The sequence below is a fragment of the Saccharomonospora sp. CUA-673 genome (assembly GCF_001942305.1).
Classification (GTDB): Bacteria; Actinomycetota; Actinomycetes; order Mycobacteriales; family Pseudonocardiaceae; genus Prauserella.
In genome coordinates, this window is sequence record NZ_MKKE01000055.1 from 16,158 (window position 1) to 33,627 (window position 17,470).

Here is a 17,470-nt window from a genome sequence, read left to right on the forward strand (position 1 = left end):
CGGCGGCCGGTAACTGGCCGGTGGCGGGGTGGCCGGTCGGTCGCGGTCGTTTTTCGACCGCTACGGGTTGAGCTCCGCGTACGCCATGAGGTGACCGCCCCACCAGGCACCCGCCACGGCCGCGATCGCCACGGCGATCGCCGACACCCAGCGCGGCGCGCGGGCCAACAGGAGCGCGATCGGCACGGCGAGCGTGATCGCGGGCAGCAGGAACCGGGCACGGCTGTTCCAGAACGCACCCGTGCTCAGGGCCGACGCGACCATCAGGGTGGTGTACACCTGCGCGGGCAGCGGGATCGAGCGGATGAACCAGGACGCCACGAGCAGTCCGACGCTGGCCACGACCACGACGGCGAGGATCACCGACCACATCGGCTCCTGCCCGGTGAACGCCTTGACCAGCATCTCCCAGGTGAGCGCGCCGCCGTCGAAACCCATCTGCCAGGCGTCGTTCTGGATCCACACCCAGGCATCGAGTCGGCCGGCCCGCCAGCTGACGTACAGCAGGAACGACAGCAGCCCGAGCGGGGCGAGCGCCGCGGCCGCCCACGGACGCCATCCGTCACGCCGGCGGACGACGGCGATCAGGGCCGCAATTCCGACCGCGGCGATCAACGCGATGGCCGTACTCCGCGACAGGCCCGCGACCAGGGCCAATCCGCCCGCGGCGAGCCATTGGCGCCGTTCGAGGGCCACGAGGGTCCAGACCGCGAGGGCGATCAGCAATGCTTCGGAGTAGCCCATCCGCAGCACGACGCCGCCCGGCGCGACCGCCCACAGCACGGCCAGGAGGTTGCCCACGCGAGGACCCCAGAGACGGGTGCCGAAGGTGTGCAACCCCCATGCCGCGACCCCGCCCGCGATGAGCGACACGAGCAGCAATGCGGCGTGGGCCGGAATTCCGACCAGGACGAAGATCGATGCCAGTCCCGGCAGCAACGGGAAGAACGCGAGGCTGATCGGGGTCGGGTCACCGTTGGCGTCGACCTGGACGTCCTGGCGATAGCCGTACTCGGCGATCTCGGCGTACCAGTTGACGTCGTAGGCGCCCAGTACGTCGGGCAGCGACATCCCGGCCCGGTCGGCGACCAGGGCGATGACGAGGAACGAGACAACCTGGATGGCGTAGAACGCGACGAGCGCCGGCAGCACCGGCTGCAGGCTGCGCCACACCCGTTGGCGGAGCGGTTCGTACGACGCCGGACGGTCGCCGGCGGTCGTTTGGGTCATGCGCAACGCCACAGGTCATCAGGTCGGACAGGGATTCCGCACTAATGCTAACTGCCGATACGCTGCCATTTGCCCGGTTCTCCGATGGAGTGAACCAACACACGCACGGTCTGCGACGGCCGCCTGACGAGGGCCGGCGCGATTTCGCAGGCCGTGGCCGTGCTCGAGCACCTGGAGGGGGTGGGGACGCTGGCCGGTTCGTGGCGTTCCCAGCCGCTCGAAGGTGCGGACAAGACGCGCATCTCGTTCGTCGACATGGGCCGGGCGATCGCCGCGTTGCTCGTCGTCTACTCGCACGTCGCGCACCCGTGGGTCGAGGACAAGAACGAGAACGCGCCCGTCATCGGCTTCGTCGAGGCCTTCACCAGCGAGCCGATGCTCATGGCGACGCAGGGCATCGGGCAGATCGCCGTGCCGTTCTTCTTCCTGGTCAGCGGGTTCATCGTGACGCCGATCGCGATCCGGCAGGGCTACCGGAAGTTCGCGGTCAACCGGTTCATCCGCGTCTACGCGCCGTTGCTGTTCGTGCTGCTGTTGACGTCGGCCGCGCTGTGGGCGGGGTTGGAGCCGCAGTCGACCGGCCAGTCGCAGGAGGTCACGCTGTGGACGATGTTCACCAACTGGACGTTGGTGAACTACATCCTGTATCCGCAGGTCGTCCTCATGCCGGTGGCCTGGACCATGATCATCGAGGTCCTCTTCTACCTGATGCTGCTGGCGTTGCTGCCGGTGTTGCGGCGCGCGGTGTGGCTGGCGATCTGCATCGAGTTGACGTTCGTGTTCGTCGTCCTGTCGAGCCGCAGCGAGCTCAACGAGTCGTGGTCGCTGTTCGCGGTCAACGTGTCGTACCTGCCGATCCTGCTCATCGGCCAGATCGCGTGGGCGACGACGGCGAAGAAGATCCCGCTGTGGGCGGGTTCGATTTTCGGCGTGCTCGCGTGGATGCTCTACGTCTACGGCGACATCCTCGACGTCGGTCGGATCGACGACTCGTACAACCTCGCGATGTCGATCGCCGTGATGTTCTTCTTCATGGCTACTTCGCCGAGCCGAAGCTGCGCCAGTTCCGTTTCTGGACGGCGTTGTCCGAACGGTCGTACTCCATCTACCTGCTTCACGGGCTGGGCATTTTCGTGACTCTCGGGTTGCTGCGGCCGACGGTGCCGTTTGCGATCGCCCTGCCGATATCGCTGCTGGTCACGGCCGCACTGGTCGAGATCAGCTACCGCTGCGTGGAACGGCCGAGCCATGAGTGGGCGCGGAGTATGTCCAGGCGGGTCGGAACCCCGCAGCAGCCGCCGTCCGAAAAACGCCCCCCGGCCGATCCGCCGGCCGAGTCGGTCACCCCCGACGATCCACCCGATCCGCCCGACGGCACCGGAGCAGCCGAGCCGCCTGAGGTCGGGCCCGAATCGGAGGCCGAGAAGACGACCCGCATCACTCCGATCGACGTCGAACGCGCGCGGCCACCCCAACAGCCGCGCCCTCCGCACCCGCAGCAGCCACCGCCGCCGGCGACCTCACCGCAGCGCGCCCGACACGGTCGCAGCCCATGCCGCCGCCGCGACACCGCGCCGAACCGCGGCCGGAACAGCGACCCGAACGTGAGCGACGCCCGGAACGCGAACGGCCGTCGGACCCCGAACGCGACCGACCGTCGGACCCCGAGCGCGACCGCCGTCCGGACCGACGTCCGCAGCCGGACCGGCGCGCCGCCCCCGACGACCGACCGGAGCGCAATGGCCGGCCGGAGCCCAACGGCCGCCCTGCCCCGGAACCGGTCGCCCGGCCACAGCGCGACCCGCGCCGGGACGTCGACCCGCGCCGCCGCCGCGCGCCCGGCCGCACGCCACCCCCGGCTCAACCGCCCCAGCCGCCACCCACATCGCAGCCGCCGCGGGACGAGCCCGGTCGCGGACCACGCCACGCCCGCTGACCCGGCGACGACCTCGACCCCGACGCGATCACTCGACGCTGGCGCATGGCGCATGGCGCAACGGCAGGACGATCTCTGGAGATCGCGGTCCGGTCGGTGAGCGGGACACGGCCGGCCTTACCGGCAGGAGCGTGACCAGCGACGAAGCCGGAAGGCGCCGGCGTGGTCGCGGTCGCAACCAGATCGGCACCCGACACCTCCCCTCATGGAGCCGGAGACTGCCGGTCTACCTCACCCGTTGCGCGTCTGCGGACGACGCGGTCGAGCCATGCCAGCGCCACGATCATGATGACGATCATGGCGGGGCCGAGGGTGTACGCGAGGATGTTCGTCAGTTGGTCGGCCGGGTGCAGGATCATGGCGACGACGATGAACGCGGTGTGCCCGACGAGCGCGCCACCGATCAGCCAGATCCGATGCGTGTCAGACCAGTCGGGCAGTCCGTGCCAGTGGCGGATGGCCAGCAACGCGCCGATCGCGATGGACGCAGCGACGACCATGGCCAGCCAGACCCATTCGTGCGCACCGACGGCCGGTCGCTGATCCTGCGTATTCAAGGGCATCAGCAGGCCGATGAACGCCAGCGTCGCCGCGAACGCGCCGAGTCCGGCGACCGCTGGACTCGGCACTCGCCCGACCTGCAGGCCTGATGCCACCGGCCGCGTCGTGGCGGAACGTCGACGCGGGAGGAGACGCAGCCCGATGAAGCTCAGCACGGCGATGAGCGCGATCACGGTGACGACGAACGGCCACGGGGCGACGTGTCCGGGATCCTCGGTCTCCGCAATGAGAACCCGAACGAGCGCGACGCCGACCACCGCGGTGACGGCGGTGATGATCACCCCGCTCGTCTTGAGGTACGGCCGTGATCGCAGGTCGGAGAAGATCAGGTCGGTGATCGCAATGGGGATCAGCACGCTGAACACGACGTGGTAGCCGATCTGAACCTCCCAGTACGTCGTGTTGACGCCGAACAGGCGCGGACCCCAATGGATCGCGTTGTACATCACCTCGCTGGTGAGGGCCTGCAGACCGAAGCCGTCCTCGACCAGCTCGTAGACCACGCCCATGACGATCAGACTCGGCCAGCCGCCGCCAGTACGGACGACGAGCTCGCGGATGAGCAGGACGCCGGCCCCGTACATCGGGAACAGCATCGGGAAAATGACCCACATCGCCGGCACCGCCACCGCCAGAAAGGTCATCTCTGCGCTGATCAGGGTCAGGAGCATGAGCGTCCACGCGGCACGACGGTTGCGCCGGCGGGACGGCTGCACGTGTTTCGTCGGATGCACCATGGCACTACCCCTTGCTGTAACTTACTCAGCCGAGTAAGTTACCCAGCCAAGTAAGATCGTAGAGGGAGCGACCAGTGACAGCAACCGAGCCGCACGAACCGGACCGAGCGGCCACTGCCACCGGAAGCACGTCGCGGGGGGAGTCCCGGCAGAAGCAGATCATCGAGGCGACCATCGAGACCATCTCGGAACTCGGCTTCGCCCGGACGACTTACACGCGCATCGCCGAGCGCGGCGGACTGAGCAGCACGCGACTGATCTCCTACCACTTCGCCGACAAGGCCGACCTGATGCAGGCGGTGATCTCAGACGTCTACGCCTCCATCAACGAGTTCCTGCTCGAACGCATGGCGATCGACCCGGCCACCCGCCCGATCCAGCCACCGACGGATCGACCACTCCCCCAGCCGGAGTCCGCGGCGGCGGAGCTGAGCGCCTACATCACGGCCGTCGTCGACTACGTCGGCACCCACCAGGCGCGGCTCAGTGCCCTACGGTCGATCTTCGCTGCCGTTCACGACGACCCCGACAATCCCGAGGCCGCCCAGGCCGACCCTCGCGGCGGAGTCATGAGCTACCTGATCGGGGTGCTCGAGCGCGGCCAAGCCACCGGCGAGTTCCGCCGGTTCGACCCGCTGGTGGTCGCCGGCATGATCCAGCGCCCTCTCGAGGCGCTCCCGCTGCTGCTGCGCAGCCGGCCCGACCTCGACATGGCCCACTACGCCGCCGAACTAGCCACCGCCATCGATTGCGCCACCCGTCAGGACGGACGGCAATGAAGCGACCGGCGCCCTCCGTGCGGAACACGATCGCGACGACCCTGCGTGTAGGCGCCGTCCGAAAATCGGCCGTTCAGCGGCCGACGGCGTAGCCCTGCATACCGCGGGCGTTGGCGGCGGCGCGCAGGATGCCCCCGCGGGGATCGCGCGAGACGGCCGACATCCGGCCGAGTGCCCACGGCCCGGCGTCCACGACGTCATGACCACGTTCGGACAGCGCCGCGCGCGCCCGTTCGCCGATGCGTGACTCGACGACGAGTTCGTTCGGTGTCCACGACCGCGGGTAGAACGAACTCGGGAACGCGGTCGTGTGCCACGCCGGCGCGTCGATGGCCTCCTGAAGGTTCATGCCGGCACCGACGTGGGCAAGCCAGAAGCACAGCTGCCACTGGTCCTGCTGGTCGCCGCCCGGTGTGCCGAACGCCAACGTCGGCTCGCCGCCTCGCAACGCCATCGACGGCGACAGCGTGATGCGCGGTCGTTTTCCGGGCGCGAGCGAGTTCGGCAGTCCGTCCTCGAGCCAGAACATCTGGGCCCTCGAGTCGAGGCAGAACCCGAGTTCCGGAATGGTCGGCGAGGACTGCAGCCACCCGCCGGACGGCGTCGCCGAGACGATGTTGCCCTCGGCGTCCACGACGTCGATGTGCACGGTGTCCCCGCGCGTCGCACCCTGCCGGTCCACGGTCGGTTCGCCGATCGCACCGGAGCCGGCCGCCGTCCCGCGGGTGCGTTCGATCATCGCCGGCAGTCGGGGATCGACCCCGCCGGGCCGCAAACGGTCGCTCGCCTGGTCGCCGATCAACGTGCGACGTTCCGCCGCGTACTCCCGGGACAGCAACCAGTCGAGCGGAACGTCGCCGGTGTCGCCGTACCAACCTCACGGTCGGCGAACGCCAACTTGGCCGCCTCCGTCGCGAGGTGAATCGTGCGCGCGGTCGGAATGCCGTCCACGTAGGACAGCTCGAGCTCCTCCAGGATGCGCAACTGTTGCGCCAGGACCGGCCCTTGTGTCCAGCCGCCGCATTTCACCAGGCTCCAGTCGCCGAAGTCGGTGACGACGGCGTCCTCGTAGGACGCTTCCCACGAGGCGAGGTCGTCGCCGGTCAGCAACCCCGCGTGGTCTCGGCCGGAGTCGTCGCGGAACGCCTGCCTGCCGAACCTGTCGATCGCGTCGGCGACGAAGCCGTGCGACCACGCGCGCCGAGCCGCGTCGATCTGTTCCTCGCGTCCGGTCACTGTTTCGGCCTCGGCTAGGAGTCGCTGCCAGGTGCGCGCGAGAACCCGGTTGGCATGCAGGGAACCGGCCGTCGGCGCGTATCCGCCGGGTAGCCACAGCTGCGCCGACGACGGCCAGTGGGTAGCGAAGAGTTCGGCGACGGCGTCGATGGTGCCGGCGATCCGGTCGAGCACCGGAATGCCGTTCCACGCGTACGAAATTGCGTACCCCAGCACGTCGCGCAACGACTTGGTTCCGTAGTCGCGCAGCAGCAACAGCCACGCGTCCCACGCGCCCGGCACGGTCGCCGACAGCAGACCGCTGCCCGGGACCAACGTCAGTCCGAGGTCGTCGAAGTGTCCGATCGTCGCCGACGCGGGGGCCACGCCCTGCCCGGCGAGCACGCGGGGAGACTCCCCGGCCGGGGCGAAGATCGCCGGCACCTGGCCGGCCGGGCCGTTCAGGTGCGGTTCGGCGACCTGTAGGACGAACCCGGCAGCGACCGCGGCGTCGAAGGCATTGCCCCCGCCCTCGAGTACCGCCATACCCGCAGCGGAACCCAACCAGTGGGTCGAGGCGACCATGCCGTGGGTGCCGGCCAGTTCCGGTCTGGTGGTGAATGCGGACGACTTCGCTACAGACACTCCACGACCCTACGGCCGGTTATGTTGTTATCTCAACTAACGATCGGCGTGGCCCGCTGCACAGCACGCGGCCGCCCGATTCCCTGCCAGCTCAGGCCGGCGTCGAGGACCGTGTCCGGGTCGAGCAGGTTGCGCGTGTCGAGCACGGTGTCGCCGTGCATCGACTCGGCCATGTAGTGCCAGTCCAGGCGGCGGAACTCCGGCCACTCGGTGAGCACGACGACGGCATCCGCACCCTTGGCCGCCCGGTAGGCGCTGTCGACGACCAGGATGCCGGGCTGCTCCTCGGCGACGGCCGGGTCGTAGGCCGTCACCTCGGCGCCGTGCGCGCACAGCACCGACGCGACACCCAACGCGGGTGAGTCACGCAGGTCGTTCGTCCCCGCCTTGAAAGCCAGGCCCAGCACGCCGATGCGGGCGTCGGTGAGGTTTCCGCCCACCGCCCTGGCGATCTTCGCGATGATCCGGTCCCGCTGGGCCAGGTTCTCGGCGATCGCGGCGTTCAGCAGCTCGAAACCGAACCCGGTCGACTCCGACATCTGCAGCAACGCGCTCGTGTCCTTCGGCAGGCACGACCCGCCCCAGCCGGGCCCCGGCTTGAGGAAGGAACGTCCGATCCGGCGGTCGTAACCCATGCCCTCGGTGACCGACTCGATGTCGGCCCCGAACCGTTCGCACAGCTCGGCAACCGAGTTGACGTACGAGAGCTTCATGGCCAGGAAGCAGTTCGCGGCGTACTTGACGAGCTCGGCACTGGCAGCGTCGGTCACCACCGACGGCGCGCCCAGCGACTCGTACAGGTCGGCGATCCGCTGCGCGCGCCCGGGGTGTCCGAGCCGACCACGATCCGGTCCGGGCCGAGGAAGTCGTCGACGGCCGTGCCTTCCCGCAGGAATTCCGGGTTCGAAACCACGGCGATGTCGGGCCGACCCAGCAACGCGGAGATCCGTCGGGTCGTGCCGACGGGCACGGTCGATTTGGTGACCACCACACAGTCGGAGGGCAAGTGGTCCGCGACCTCGGCCACGACCTCCTCGACGGCCCGCAGGTCGGCCGCCCCGCCGGCACCCATGGGTGTCGGCACGCACAGGAAGACGGCCTCAGCGTCACGAACGGCGTCCGCGGCGCCCACGACGAATGACAGGTTGCCGCCGGTGAGTCCCCGTGCGACCAGCTCCGCCAGTCCCGGCTCGAGGATGTCGACTCTTCCCGCTGACAACCGTGCGACCTTGACCTTGTCCACGTCCACACAGGTCACCGTGTGACCCATGCTCGCCAAACAGGCTCCGGTGGTGAGGCCGACGTATCCGGTTCCGACCACGACGATCCGCGCAGCGTTCATGAAGGCACGGTCACAGCCGACGGTGACCTGCGAGCGAACGTCAGGGGAACCATCAGGCGGACATTCGTCGACGAATCGACCGCGTGACCACGTACGCTCGCCCTGCTCGAAGACGTGCAAGAAGGGACGACCATGCAGATCAACGACACCGCGGCCATCGTGACGGGCGGAGCCTCCGGACTGGGCGGTGCCACCGCAAAGGCACTCGCGGCCAAGGGTGCCCGCGTGTTCGCTTTCGACCTCGCGGCCTCCATCGACCAGGCCGACACGGTCGACGGCGTGACCTACGTCGAAGCCGATGTCACCGACGGGGCGGCGCTGCGGCCGGCGGTCGAGCAGGCCTCTTCCAGTGATGTGCCGCTGCGCACCGTCGTCAACTGTGCCGGTATCGGCCCGTCGTCGCGCATCCTGTCCAAGAAGGGCACGCACGACCTCGACCTGTTCCACAAGGTCGTGAACATCAATCTCGTCGGCACCTTCAACGTCATGACCCTCGCGGCCGAGGCCATCGCCCAGACCGAGCCGCTCGAGAACGACCAGCGGGGCGTCGTGATCAACACCGCGTCGGTGGCCGCGATCGAAGGTCAGATCGGGCAGATCGCGTACGCGGCATCGAAGGGCGGGGTCGTCGGCATGACCGTTCCGGCGGCTCGTGACCTTGCGTCCCATGGCATTCGGGTTATGACGATCGCGCCCGGCATCATCGACACTCCGATGCTCGCCACCGTGAGCGACGAGTTCCGCGCGAGCCTGGCAGCCGGCGTGCCGTTCCCCAAGCGGCTGGGCCGGCCCGACGAGTACGCACAGCTCGCCGTCGACATCGTCGAGCACGACTACCTCAACGGCGATGTCATCCGCATGGACGGAGCGCTCCGCATGGCACCGCGCTGACGCACGACTGTCACATCTCGCCCCCGAAGTTCACCCGCCAACTTCGGGGGCGTCACTCTTTCGGGGACTAAAGTCTGATCAAATACAGAATCTTTTTCACTACTGCATCACCATTGCAGAACTGAATTTCCAAGCGTGACAAACGTCCTCGAACAGAGGTTTGACGACTTGGATAACCTTCGCTACGTTGGCGTGACCGACCGACGAGGGGGATTCATGACGATCGACGACGTTGTCCGAGCCAAGCGGGCGATCAGTCACGCACAAGCGACCTATGTCCACGCCCTGGCCAAATTCGCCGCAGAGCGCCCGAAAACCGCCGACATCAGCGCGGAACTGGCGGTGGTCCTGGCCGAGTCGGAACACACGGTACGCAAGGAACTCGACTGGGCCGAGCAGCTGACCACACGATTACCGGCCACGATGAACGCACTCACCGAGGGCGTCGTCGACCTACGCAAGGCAGCAAAAGTCGCCAATCAAACCGCAGTTCTCCGCAACGAACTGGCCGCGGCGGTCGACCGCGAGATCGCCGACAAACTTCCGCACCGCGACGCCGAGGGAATCAGACGCGTCGCCTACCGCTCCGTCCAACGCGTGGACCCGGACGGCGCCGAGACCCGTGCAGAGCAGCGGCGCAGCGACCGCAAGGTCACGCTCAAACACCAGGAAGACGCGATGGCGTTGTTATCGGCCTACCTTCCTGCCGAACAGGCCTCCGCGGCTTACGCCCGGATCGACCGCGCAGCACAACGTCTGCGCACCGAGGACGACCCGCGCACCCTCGACCAGTTGCGCGCCGACGTGGTGGCGGACTGGTTGGTGAACGACAGCGCCGACACCGCGGCCGCTGCGTCACCGAAGGCCGACATCTACCTCCACATCGACTTCGAGACACTGGCCAAGCTCGCCGACCGACCGGCTCGACTGTCCGGCCACGGGCCGATACCGGCCGCGATCGCCCGGCAGATCGCCCACAACCCGAAGTCGACGTGGCGCCGCGTCATCATGGACCGAGCCAACGGCACGCCGATCACCGTGAGCAGATCGCGCTACCGACCACCGACCGCCGTTGCCGACTACGTGCGCGTCCGCGATTACGAATGCCGCTTCCCCGGCTGCCACCGGCCGACCGAGTTCTCGGACCTCGACCACGTGCAGCCGTACAGCTGTGGGGGCAAGACGTGCACGGCGAACATGATCGGATTGTGCCGCCGACACCACCTGGTCAAGCACACCGAGGGCTGGACGTTCACCCTCAACCCGGACGGAACGCTGCTGATCAGCACCCCCAGCGGCACGACCTACACCGGAAAACCTCCGCACGGCGACGACATCGGCAACCAGCAGAAGCTCCGCGCGAACAAACGCCGGCGCAAGCGCAAGAAGTCGGCGCGCAACCGGCACGGCGGAGGCGACGACGACCAGACGGGCGGCGTGCCCGCTACAGATCCTCGGTGAACGGCACGTCGGTCATCGCCCTGTCGCTGATCCATTCGCGCAGCGCCTTCGTGGCGAGGACATCGTCCTCGTTGTAGGTCAACAGGCGGGTGCGCTGGGCCAAGACCGGTTCACCGCCGTGCATCCCGACCGCATCCCGATACCACCGCATCGACGCCTCACCGCCGGCTTCGGCGTCCCGCCACGCGAAACCGGCCACCGGCGCGACCACCTTGAGGCCCTTGCCATGCGAACACAGGAACTGGTCCGACACGCTGCGGAACAGATCGACCCACTCGTCCGAAGTCACGAACTCGCGCACCTCGTTCATCGACGGCACGCCAGGGAAACCCGCGAACCGCTCCGCCGACGCGAACAGCCACCTGTTCTCAGCGAGAGCGTTGTAGCAGTACGCACGGAACGACAAACCCCGTTCGGCCGTGCGGGTGCGGACGTCCGACAACCACGTCCAGAACTCCGCGAACGACCGAGCCTCGTCGTCCGTCGGCAACGGTTCCCACGTGGCGAAGGCGTGATAGCCGTGCTCCACGCCGATATCGACGCCGCTCATGAGACAGCCCCACAGGTAGGCCCCGGAGTCGCCGAAACTCTCCATGTCGATGTCGACCTCGACGTCACCGCGCGACACATCCACGTCCCGCACCCGGCGGACCATGGTGAGGTCCGCGAGCCACGCCCGCGCCAACGACACCGCGTCCTGGAACGTCACGCCCGTCCATTGGATCGGTGGATCGTCATGGATATCGAGTGCGGCGAGCTTGTCCACGGTCGCGATCCCCGCGCGGCGCAGCTCCATCGCGTCCTCGCCGCGCACCACGAGGCTCACGTCACGAACCCGGGTCAGCTCGGCTTCGCACGTCGGCCACCACGGGCAGCCCTTGCACTCCAGGACGCGCGAGGGTTCGGCAAGCGGCTCGTCGCCCGCCGCGGCCGCACGTGCGACGGCGAGGCGGTCGGCGAACCGGCTGTCGTACTCCTCCAGTGCGGTCCGGCCCCCGGGCCAGGTCCCGGCCTCGAGGTCATGCCACAGCACGCAGTCGACGTCGAGGCCGATCACGCCGCCGACCGCGCGGCCCGGCTCCGCGAAGCCGGCGGCCTGCAACAGGCGATAGGTGTGCGCGAGTCGCATCTGGTCGCGCGGATGCGACCGCACCTTCCTGGTCGCGTCGACGGCGGCGTTCGTGGGGTCGAGGTCGGTCACATCGGTCGTGCGGGCGCCCTCGCCGGGGTCGGTGATCCGGTGGCGAACCACCAGGACCGGCACGTAGCCGTGGGCGGTGCGCACGAGCAGTTGCATCCCGCCGCGACGACCCGACTGGCGATCACGCGGCAACAACCCGCCCCAGATGTAGCGGGCGCCGTGTTCGAGCGCGTCCAACGTCGTGCGAGCCCGCTCGGCCGGCGGCAGGTCGGGGGGCACGATCACCCAGGAACTGGACGGCGACACAACGTCGGCCTCGGCGGAAGCCGGGGAAAGCGCGGAAGCCGCAACGGTGTCGGCGGGGCCCGTAGTGGCGGCGCGGAGGCGTTCGCGGACGTCGACTCGGTGTGCCTCGCGTCGGCGATGCGCTGCTCAGAGGACGGATCGGGCAGCGCCAGAGGGGTGCCCACCATCGTGGGGTCGTTGTCGAGATGCACCCGTCGGCGACACCGCGTCACCACATTCGCGTCGAGTAACACCTCGTCAGCCATGGTGTCACTTTAAGAGAAGGGACCGACACTCCCGGAGGCGACGTGCTCCCGAGCAGCAAAGACCAGTAAGTTCTGGGTCGGCCGCGATCACGGATCCAAGGCGACCCAGCACGACCCGACGGAGGCGAGGAACGGCGATGGCCCGCAAATCTCGTAAGAAAGGCCACGACGACACGGCGGCCGAGTCCTCGACGGCGAAAGGTGCCGAGGAGCACGAGTCGGGCCTGACACCGAAGCGCGCCAAGAACGCCGTGCGGGTCGCGAAGGTCGTCATTCCGGCCGTGGGGCCCGCGCTCATCCCGCTGGCCGTCAGCGCAGCCAGCGCCGTCCGCGATGCGTACGACCGGTATCAGGCACGGAAGATCGGTGTCCCGGTCGACCAGCTCGGCGAGTACAGCGGACACGGCGGCGCCCTGCTCGCCCGGATCGCGGGTGCGGCGGAGGGCCTGGCCGAGCTGCGCCGCACCCCGCAGGTGACCAAGGACGACGTCTCGTTCGCCGACCACGCGCAGGGCACGCTCGAGCAGCTCACGGCGTCCATTCGCGCGGCCGAGCACATGCCCTCGACGCGGCGCAAGGCCGCGCACAAGGCCGTCTCGTCGGAGCTGGACAACCTCGAATCGGAGCTGCTCCGCCGCCTCGGCGTCGGCTGAGTAGCCGGACGGCTGAGCGTGGGCCGGCTGAGCGTTCCGGTGGGTCGAGCACCGCTCCGGCACCCACCGACACCGCCCCGCGGCCGCCCGCTCACGTGGCAGCCTCGGGGCCGTGCAGGCCACAGGCCGGGCTGCCGCGTGAGCGGATGGGCCGGACGTGGGACGTGTGGTCAGTACGGGCGGTCGCCGGCGATGGCGACGCGCTCGGCCACCCGCGGATGTGGCGAGTAGTCGTTCACGGCGTAGTGCTGGGTCGCGCGGTTGTCCCAGAACGCGACGGTGTTCGTGGTCCAGCGGAACCGCACCTGGTATTCGGGCACGTGCGCCTGCATGAACAGGTAGTGCAACAGCTGGTCGCTCTCGTCGCGGTCCATCCCGACGATGTGCGTGGTGAAGGCCTGGTTGACGAACAGCGTCTTGCGGCCGGTCTCGGGATGGGTGCGCACGACGGGGTGCTCGACGGGCGGGAACGTCTCCTGCCACCGCGCGAGGTACTCGTGGTCGGAGAACCGGTCGAACCCGGGCACGTAGTCGTGCACGGCGGTCAGCCCGTCGATCCGTTCCTTCACGTCGTCGGGCAGGTTGTCGTAGGCCGCGGCCATGTCGGCCCACATGGTGTCGCCGCCGACCGGCGGCACCTCGACCAGGCGCAGCACCGAACCCAACGCCGGGTTGGGTCGGAACGTGACGTCGACGTGCCAGATGTTCTCGAACGCGGGCATCGCCTCGGTGCGTTCGAACCGCGTCACCTCGTCGGAATCGCCGGTCGGGATGAACGGGTTCGTCTCGAGCGTGCCCCAATGACGGGCGAAGTCCCGCTGCTGCGCGGGCGTGATGTCCTGGTCGCGGAAGAACACGACCTTCCACTCGAGCAGGGCACGGTTCAGCTCGTCCCGCAGTTCCGGCGTCAGCGGCCGGGACAGGTCGACGCCCTCGATCTCGGCGCCGATGATCCGCCCGAGCGGACGCACGGTGAACAGTTCGTACGGCGCCGACTCGTCAACCCCGCCGGGCAGCCGGTGCAGCGTGCGCGGGCCCTCGACGATTCCGCCCGCAGGCGCACACGACTCGCGCAGCGCTGCACGGGAACCGGCCGAACCGGCACCGGCGCGCCGGCGAAGCCCGGCTCGGCACCGGCACCAGCCGACTCGGCACCAGCCGAACCGGCCGACTCGGATGTGGACAGGGTTGATCCAGGGGACATGTCGATGGTCATCGAGAAGTTTCCTCCGCGTGTGGGATCGGGTGTCGTGGCACGAAGGCCTGGTCAGCGACCCGCGCGTGGCGGCGAGCCGAGGCGGCCGCGCCGCAGCAGCAGGACAGCGACACCGAAGCGATCCCACAAAGGAGCCATGTCTCGATTATCTCCGCTCGAGCCCGTCGGACAACCCCGCCCACCCAACGAGACGAGGGAACCGGGAACAGCGATCAGGTGACGAAGCCCTGCTCCCGCATCCAGTCGTAGGCGACCTGCGACGCATCGCGGCCGTCGACGTCGACCCGCTTGTTCAGCTCGATGATCTCCTCGTTGTCGAGGGCCTCCGCGACGGGCGCGAGCACCTGCTCGATCTCGGGGTGCTGCTCGTAGAAGTCCTTGCGCAGCGTCACCGACGCGTTGTACTCGGGGAAGAAGCTTCGGTCGTCCTCGAGCACGCGCAGGTTCAGGCCGGAGATCCGGCCGTCGGTGGTGAACACCTCGCCGAAGGTGCACGTGCCGCCGGCGATGGCCGCGTAGACGGCGCCGGTGCCGAACGTCTTCGACTCGGTCACGGGGAAGCCGTACTCCTTCGTGACCCCGGGCATGCCGTCGGGCCGGCTGGCGAACTCGGTCTCGACGCAGAACACCGCTTCCTCGGGGTTCTCCTTGAGGTAGTTCGTCATGTCGGTGGTGGTGCGCAGGTCGTGCTGCTCGGCGAACTCCTCGGTGGTCGCGAACGCGTACGTGTTGTTGACCTGCGAGTACGGCAGCCAGACGACGTCGTTGCGTTCGAGGTCGGCCTCGCGCACGGCCTCGAACTGCTCCTGCTCGCCGGCCACCGGGCTGTCGTTCCCGAGGTAGGACAGCCACCCGGTACCCGTGTACTCCCACTGCAGCGCGAGCTGGCCGTCCTCCAACGCGTAGCGCGCGCTGTTCGACCCGGCGATGTTGGTCATGTCGACCGTGTCGGCACCGGCGGCCTCGAGCGCGATCTGCGCGATGTAGCCGAGCACGATCTGCTCGGTGAAGTCCTTCGACCCGACGGTGACCTCGACCCCCTCGAGTTCGGGGACGGGTTGGATCGACCCGGGCTGGACGTCGTAGGGCAGCGCCGCGTTGACGCTGAGCCCGCACGCCGACGTCGTCGCCAGCAGGACGGTGGCGCCCAGTACCGACCGCACCTTCGTCCCGAATCGCCCCGTGCTGCGCATGCCGGCGCCCTTCATGACGACAGTCCCTTCGGTCCCAGGTATTCCTCGGCGACGGCGCCGAGCCAGTCGACGAGCAGCGCGAGGCCGACGGCCAGCACCGCGCCCACGACGAGCACCGAGGGACGGTTCAGTTTGTAGCCGGTGTCGACGAGTTCGCCGAGTCCGCCGCCGTTGACGAAGAACGCCAACGTCGCGGTACCGACGGCCAGCACGAGCGACGTGCGTAGGCCGGCGAGGATCAGCGGCAGCGCCAGCGGCATCTCGATGCGCAGCAGCACGGCGCGCGGCGACATGCCGATGCCCTTGGCGGCGTCGACGAGCGACGGGTCGACGGCCTGGATGCCGACGATCGTGTTCCGCAGCACCGGCAGCAGTGAGTAGAACGCGATGGGCAGCGCCGCGGCCCACAGGCCTTCCCACCCGGTCCACAGGAAGAACAGCACGAGCACACCGAGCGAGGGCGCGGCCTGGCCGATGTTGGCGATGCCGATGAACACCGGCGCCACCGGCTTGGCCCAGCGGCGGGTGAGGATCGCGCCGAGCGGTACGGCGATGCCGACGACGATGGCCGTCACGACGAGCGTGATCTGCAGGTGTTCCCACGTCTTGGTCAGCAGCACACCGGCCTGGATGGACTCGGACTCGATCTCGTCGTTGGTCCTGGTGAACGCCCAGATCAGTACGGCGCCGACCACGACGAGCACGGTCAGCGGCTGCGCGAGCAGCCGGATCCGGTCGGCCCTGCGGGAACCGGACTCGGTGGAGAACCCGGTGACGTCGACGCTGCTCATGACACGTCCGCCCCGGCGTCGTGTTCCTCGCGGAGCTGGGCGAGCACGTCGGTGACCGTCGTGATGTCGATCATGCCGACGTATTCGCCGCGGGTTCCGGTGACGACGGCGTGGCCACCCTCGGCGAGGATCGCCTCGAGCGCGTCCTGCAGCGTCGACTGGGTGCTCACCGTGTCGCCGACCGGCCTGCCGAGGACGGCCAGCGACGACGCGGTGCCCAGGCTGCGCACGTGGACCCAGCGCTGCGGCCGGCGTCGCCCGTCGACGAGCAGCGCGTACGTCTTGCCCTTGTCGGTCATGCGCTTGCGCAGGTCGGCGGGCGATTCGTCGACCTCGGTGGTGAGGGCGATGTCCTGGTAGGCGACGTCGCGCACGCGCAGCAGCGTGAGCTGTTTGAGCGATGCGCCCGCGCCGACGAAGCCGGCGACCATGTCGTTGGCGGGGTTGGCGAGGATCGCCTCGGGGGTGTCGTACTGCTGGATGGACGACTGGTCGCCGAGGACGGCGATCCGGTCGCCCAGCTTCACGGCCTCGTCGAAGTCGTGCGTGACGAACACGATCGTCTTGCCGAGGTCGGCCTGCAGGCGCAGCAGTTCGTCCTGCAGGTTGCCGCGGGTGATCGGGTCGACCGCGCCGAACGGTTCGTCCATCAACAGCACGGGCGGGTCGGCCGCGAGGGCCCTGGCGACGCCGACGCGCTGCTGCTGACCGCCGGAGAGCTGCCGGGGGTAGCGGTCGCGGAACTGCACCGGGTCGAGCCCGACGAGGTCCATCAGCTCCTCGACGCGGTCGGTGATGCGCTTCTTGTTCCAGCCGAGCATGCCCGGCACGACGCCGATGTTCTGCGCGACGGTGAAGTGCGGGAACAGGCCTGCCTGCTGGATGGCGTAGCCGATCTTGCGGCGCAGCTGGACGTCGTCGAGTTTCAGCGCGTCCTCACCACCGATCGTGATGCGCCCCGACGTCGGCTCGATCAGGCGGTTGATCATCCGCATCGTGGTCGTCTTGCCGCAGCCGGACGGGCCCACGAAGATGACGATCTTCCCGGCGGGGATCGTCATCGTGAAGTCCTTCACCGCCGGTTCGGCCGACCCCGAGTAGCGCTTGGTGACGCCCTCCAACTGGATC

Annotated in this window: 12 protein-coding genes and 2 pseudogenes; 5 read left to right on the forward strand and 9 right to left on the reverse strand. The window is 68.8% G+C overall.

Annotated features, from left to right (window positions below; all coding sequences use genetic code 11):
- Positions 1-60: 60 nt before the first annotated feature.
- On the reverse strand, positions 61-1,230 hold the full coding sequence (locus tag BJF85_RS20680) for a glycosyltransferase family 39 protein (RefSeq protein WP_139320757.1): 1,170 nt from the start codon (positions 1,228-1,230) through the stop codon (positions 61-63).
- Positions 1,231-1,389: 159 nt separating this feature from the next.
- On the opposite strand from BJF85_RS20680, the gene BJF85_RS29145 reads away from it, so the two are divergent.
- Positions 1,390-2,367 carry an acyltransferase gene (locus BJF85_RS29145; RefSeq protein WP_255375818.1) on the forward strand — a complete coding sequence of 326 codons (978 nt, stop codon included), beginning with the start codon at positions 1,390-1,392 and terminating at the stop codon, positions 2,365-2,367.
- A 1,002-nt stretch (positions 2,368-3,369) separates the two neighbouring features.
- Here BJF85_RS29145 and BJF85_RS20695 read toward each other — a convergent pair.
- Entirely contained in the window at positions 3,370-4,464 is a 1,095-nt protein-coding gene (locus tag BJF85_RS20695; protein WP_075849728.1) for a hypothetical protein, read from the reverse strand.
- Positions 4,465-4,538: 74 nt separating this feature from the next.
- On the opposite strand from BJF85_RS20695, the gene BJF85_RS20700 reads away from it, so the two are divergent.
- Positions 4,539-5,243 carry a TetR/AcrR family transcriptional regulator gene (locus BJF85_RS20700; protein ID WP_075849730.1) on the forward strand — a complete coding sequence of 235 codons (705 nt, stop codon included), beginning with the start codon at positions 4,539-4,541 and terminating at the stop codon, positions 5,241-5,243.
- A 73-nt stretch (positions 5,244-5,316) separates the two neighbouring features.
- Here BJF85_RS20700 and BJF85_RS20705 read toward each other — a convergent pair.
- Positions 5,317-7,043: pseudogene (locus BJF85_RS20705) on the reverse strand (gamma-glutamyltransferase family protein).
- A 92-nt stretch (positions 7,044-7,135) separates the two neighbouring features.
- Positions 7,136-8,445: pseudogene (locus tag BJF85_RS20710) on the reverse strand (UDP-glucose/GDP-mannose dehydrogenase family protein).
- Between the two features lie 132 nt (positions 8,446-8,577).
- On the opposite strand from BJF85_RS20710, the gene BJF85_RS20715 reads away from it, so the two are divergent.
- Entirely contained in the window at positions 8,578-9,336 is a 759-nt protein-coding gene (locus BJF85_RS20715; protein WP_075849731.1) for an SDR family NAD(P)-dependent oxidoreductase, read from the forward strand.
- Positions 9,337-9,552: 216 nt separating this feature from the next.
- Positions 9,553-10,797 (forward strand): HNH endonuclease signature motif containing protein, encoded by a 1,245-nt coding sequence (locus BJF85_RS20720; protein WP_075849732.1) that lies wholly within the window; start codon positions 9,553-9,555, stop codon positions 10,795-10,797.
- Here the strand turns inward: BJF85_RS20720 and BJF85_RS20725 are convergent.
- Positions 10,781-12,244 (reverse strand): TM0106 family RecB-like putative nuclease, encoded by a 1,464-nt coding sequence (locus BJF85_RS20725; protein WP_255375819.1) that lies wholly within the window; start codon positions 12,242-12,244, stop codon positions 10,781-10,783. The two genes, BJF85_RS20720 and BJF85_RS20725, sit on opposite strands and share 17 nt — an antisense overlap.
- Positions 12,245-12,308: 64 nt before the next feature.
- Here BJF85_RS20725 and BJF85_RS30610 point away from each other — a divergent pair, with 64 nt between their 5' ends.
- Positions 12,309-13,142, forward strand: a complete 834-nt coding sequence (locus BJF85_RS30610) for a DUF6474 family protein (RefSeq protein WP_255375832.1) — start codon at positions 12,309-12,311, stop codon at positions 13,140-13,142.
- Between the two features lie 170 nt (positions 13,143-13,312).
- Here the strand turns inward: BJF85_RS30610 and BJF85_RS20735 are convergent, their stop codons facing one another.
- From BJF85_RS20735 to BJF85_RS20750, 4 genes are all read right to left on the reverse strand, one after another.
- Complete coding sequence (locus tag BJF85_RS20735; protein WP_075849852.1) at positions 13,313-14,218, reverse strand: TauD/TfdA family dioxygenase; 906 nt, start codon at positions 14,216-14,218, stop codon at positions 13,313-13,315.
- A gap of 352 nt (positions 14,219-14,570) precedes the next feature.
- Positions 14,571-15,566 (reverse strand): glycine betaine ABC transporter substrate-binding protein, encoded by a 996-nt coding sequence (locus tag BJF85_RS20740; protein WP_255375820.1) that lies wholly within the window; start codon positions 15,564-15,566, stop codon positions 14,571-14,573.
- On the reverse strand, positions 15,563-16,342 hold the full coding sequence (locus BJF85_RS20745; protein WP_075849734.1) for an ABC transporter permease: 780 nt from the start codon (positions 16,340-16,342) through the stop codon (positions 15,563-15,565). The genes BJF85_RS20740 and BJF85_RS20745 overlap by 4 nt, the downstream gene beginning before the upstream one ends.
- Entirely contained in the window at positions 16,339-17,469 is a 1,131-nt protein-coding gene (locus tag BJF85_RS20750) for an ABC transporter ATP-binding protein (RefSeq protein WP_075849853.1), read from the reverse strand. The genes BJF85_RS20745 and BJF85_RS20750 overlap by 4 nt, the downstream gene beginning before the upstream one ends.
- Position 17,470: the final 1 nt, after the last annotated feature.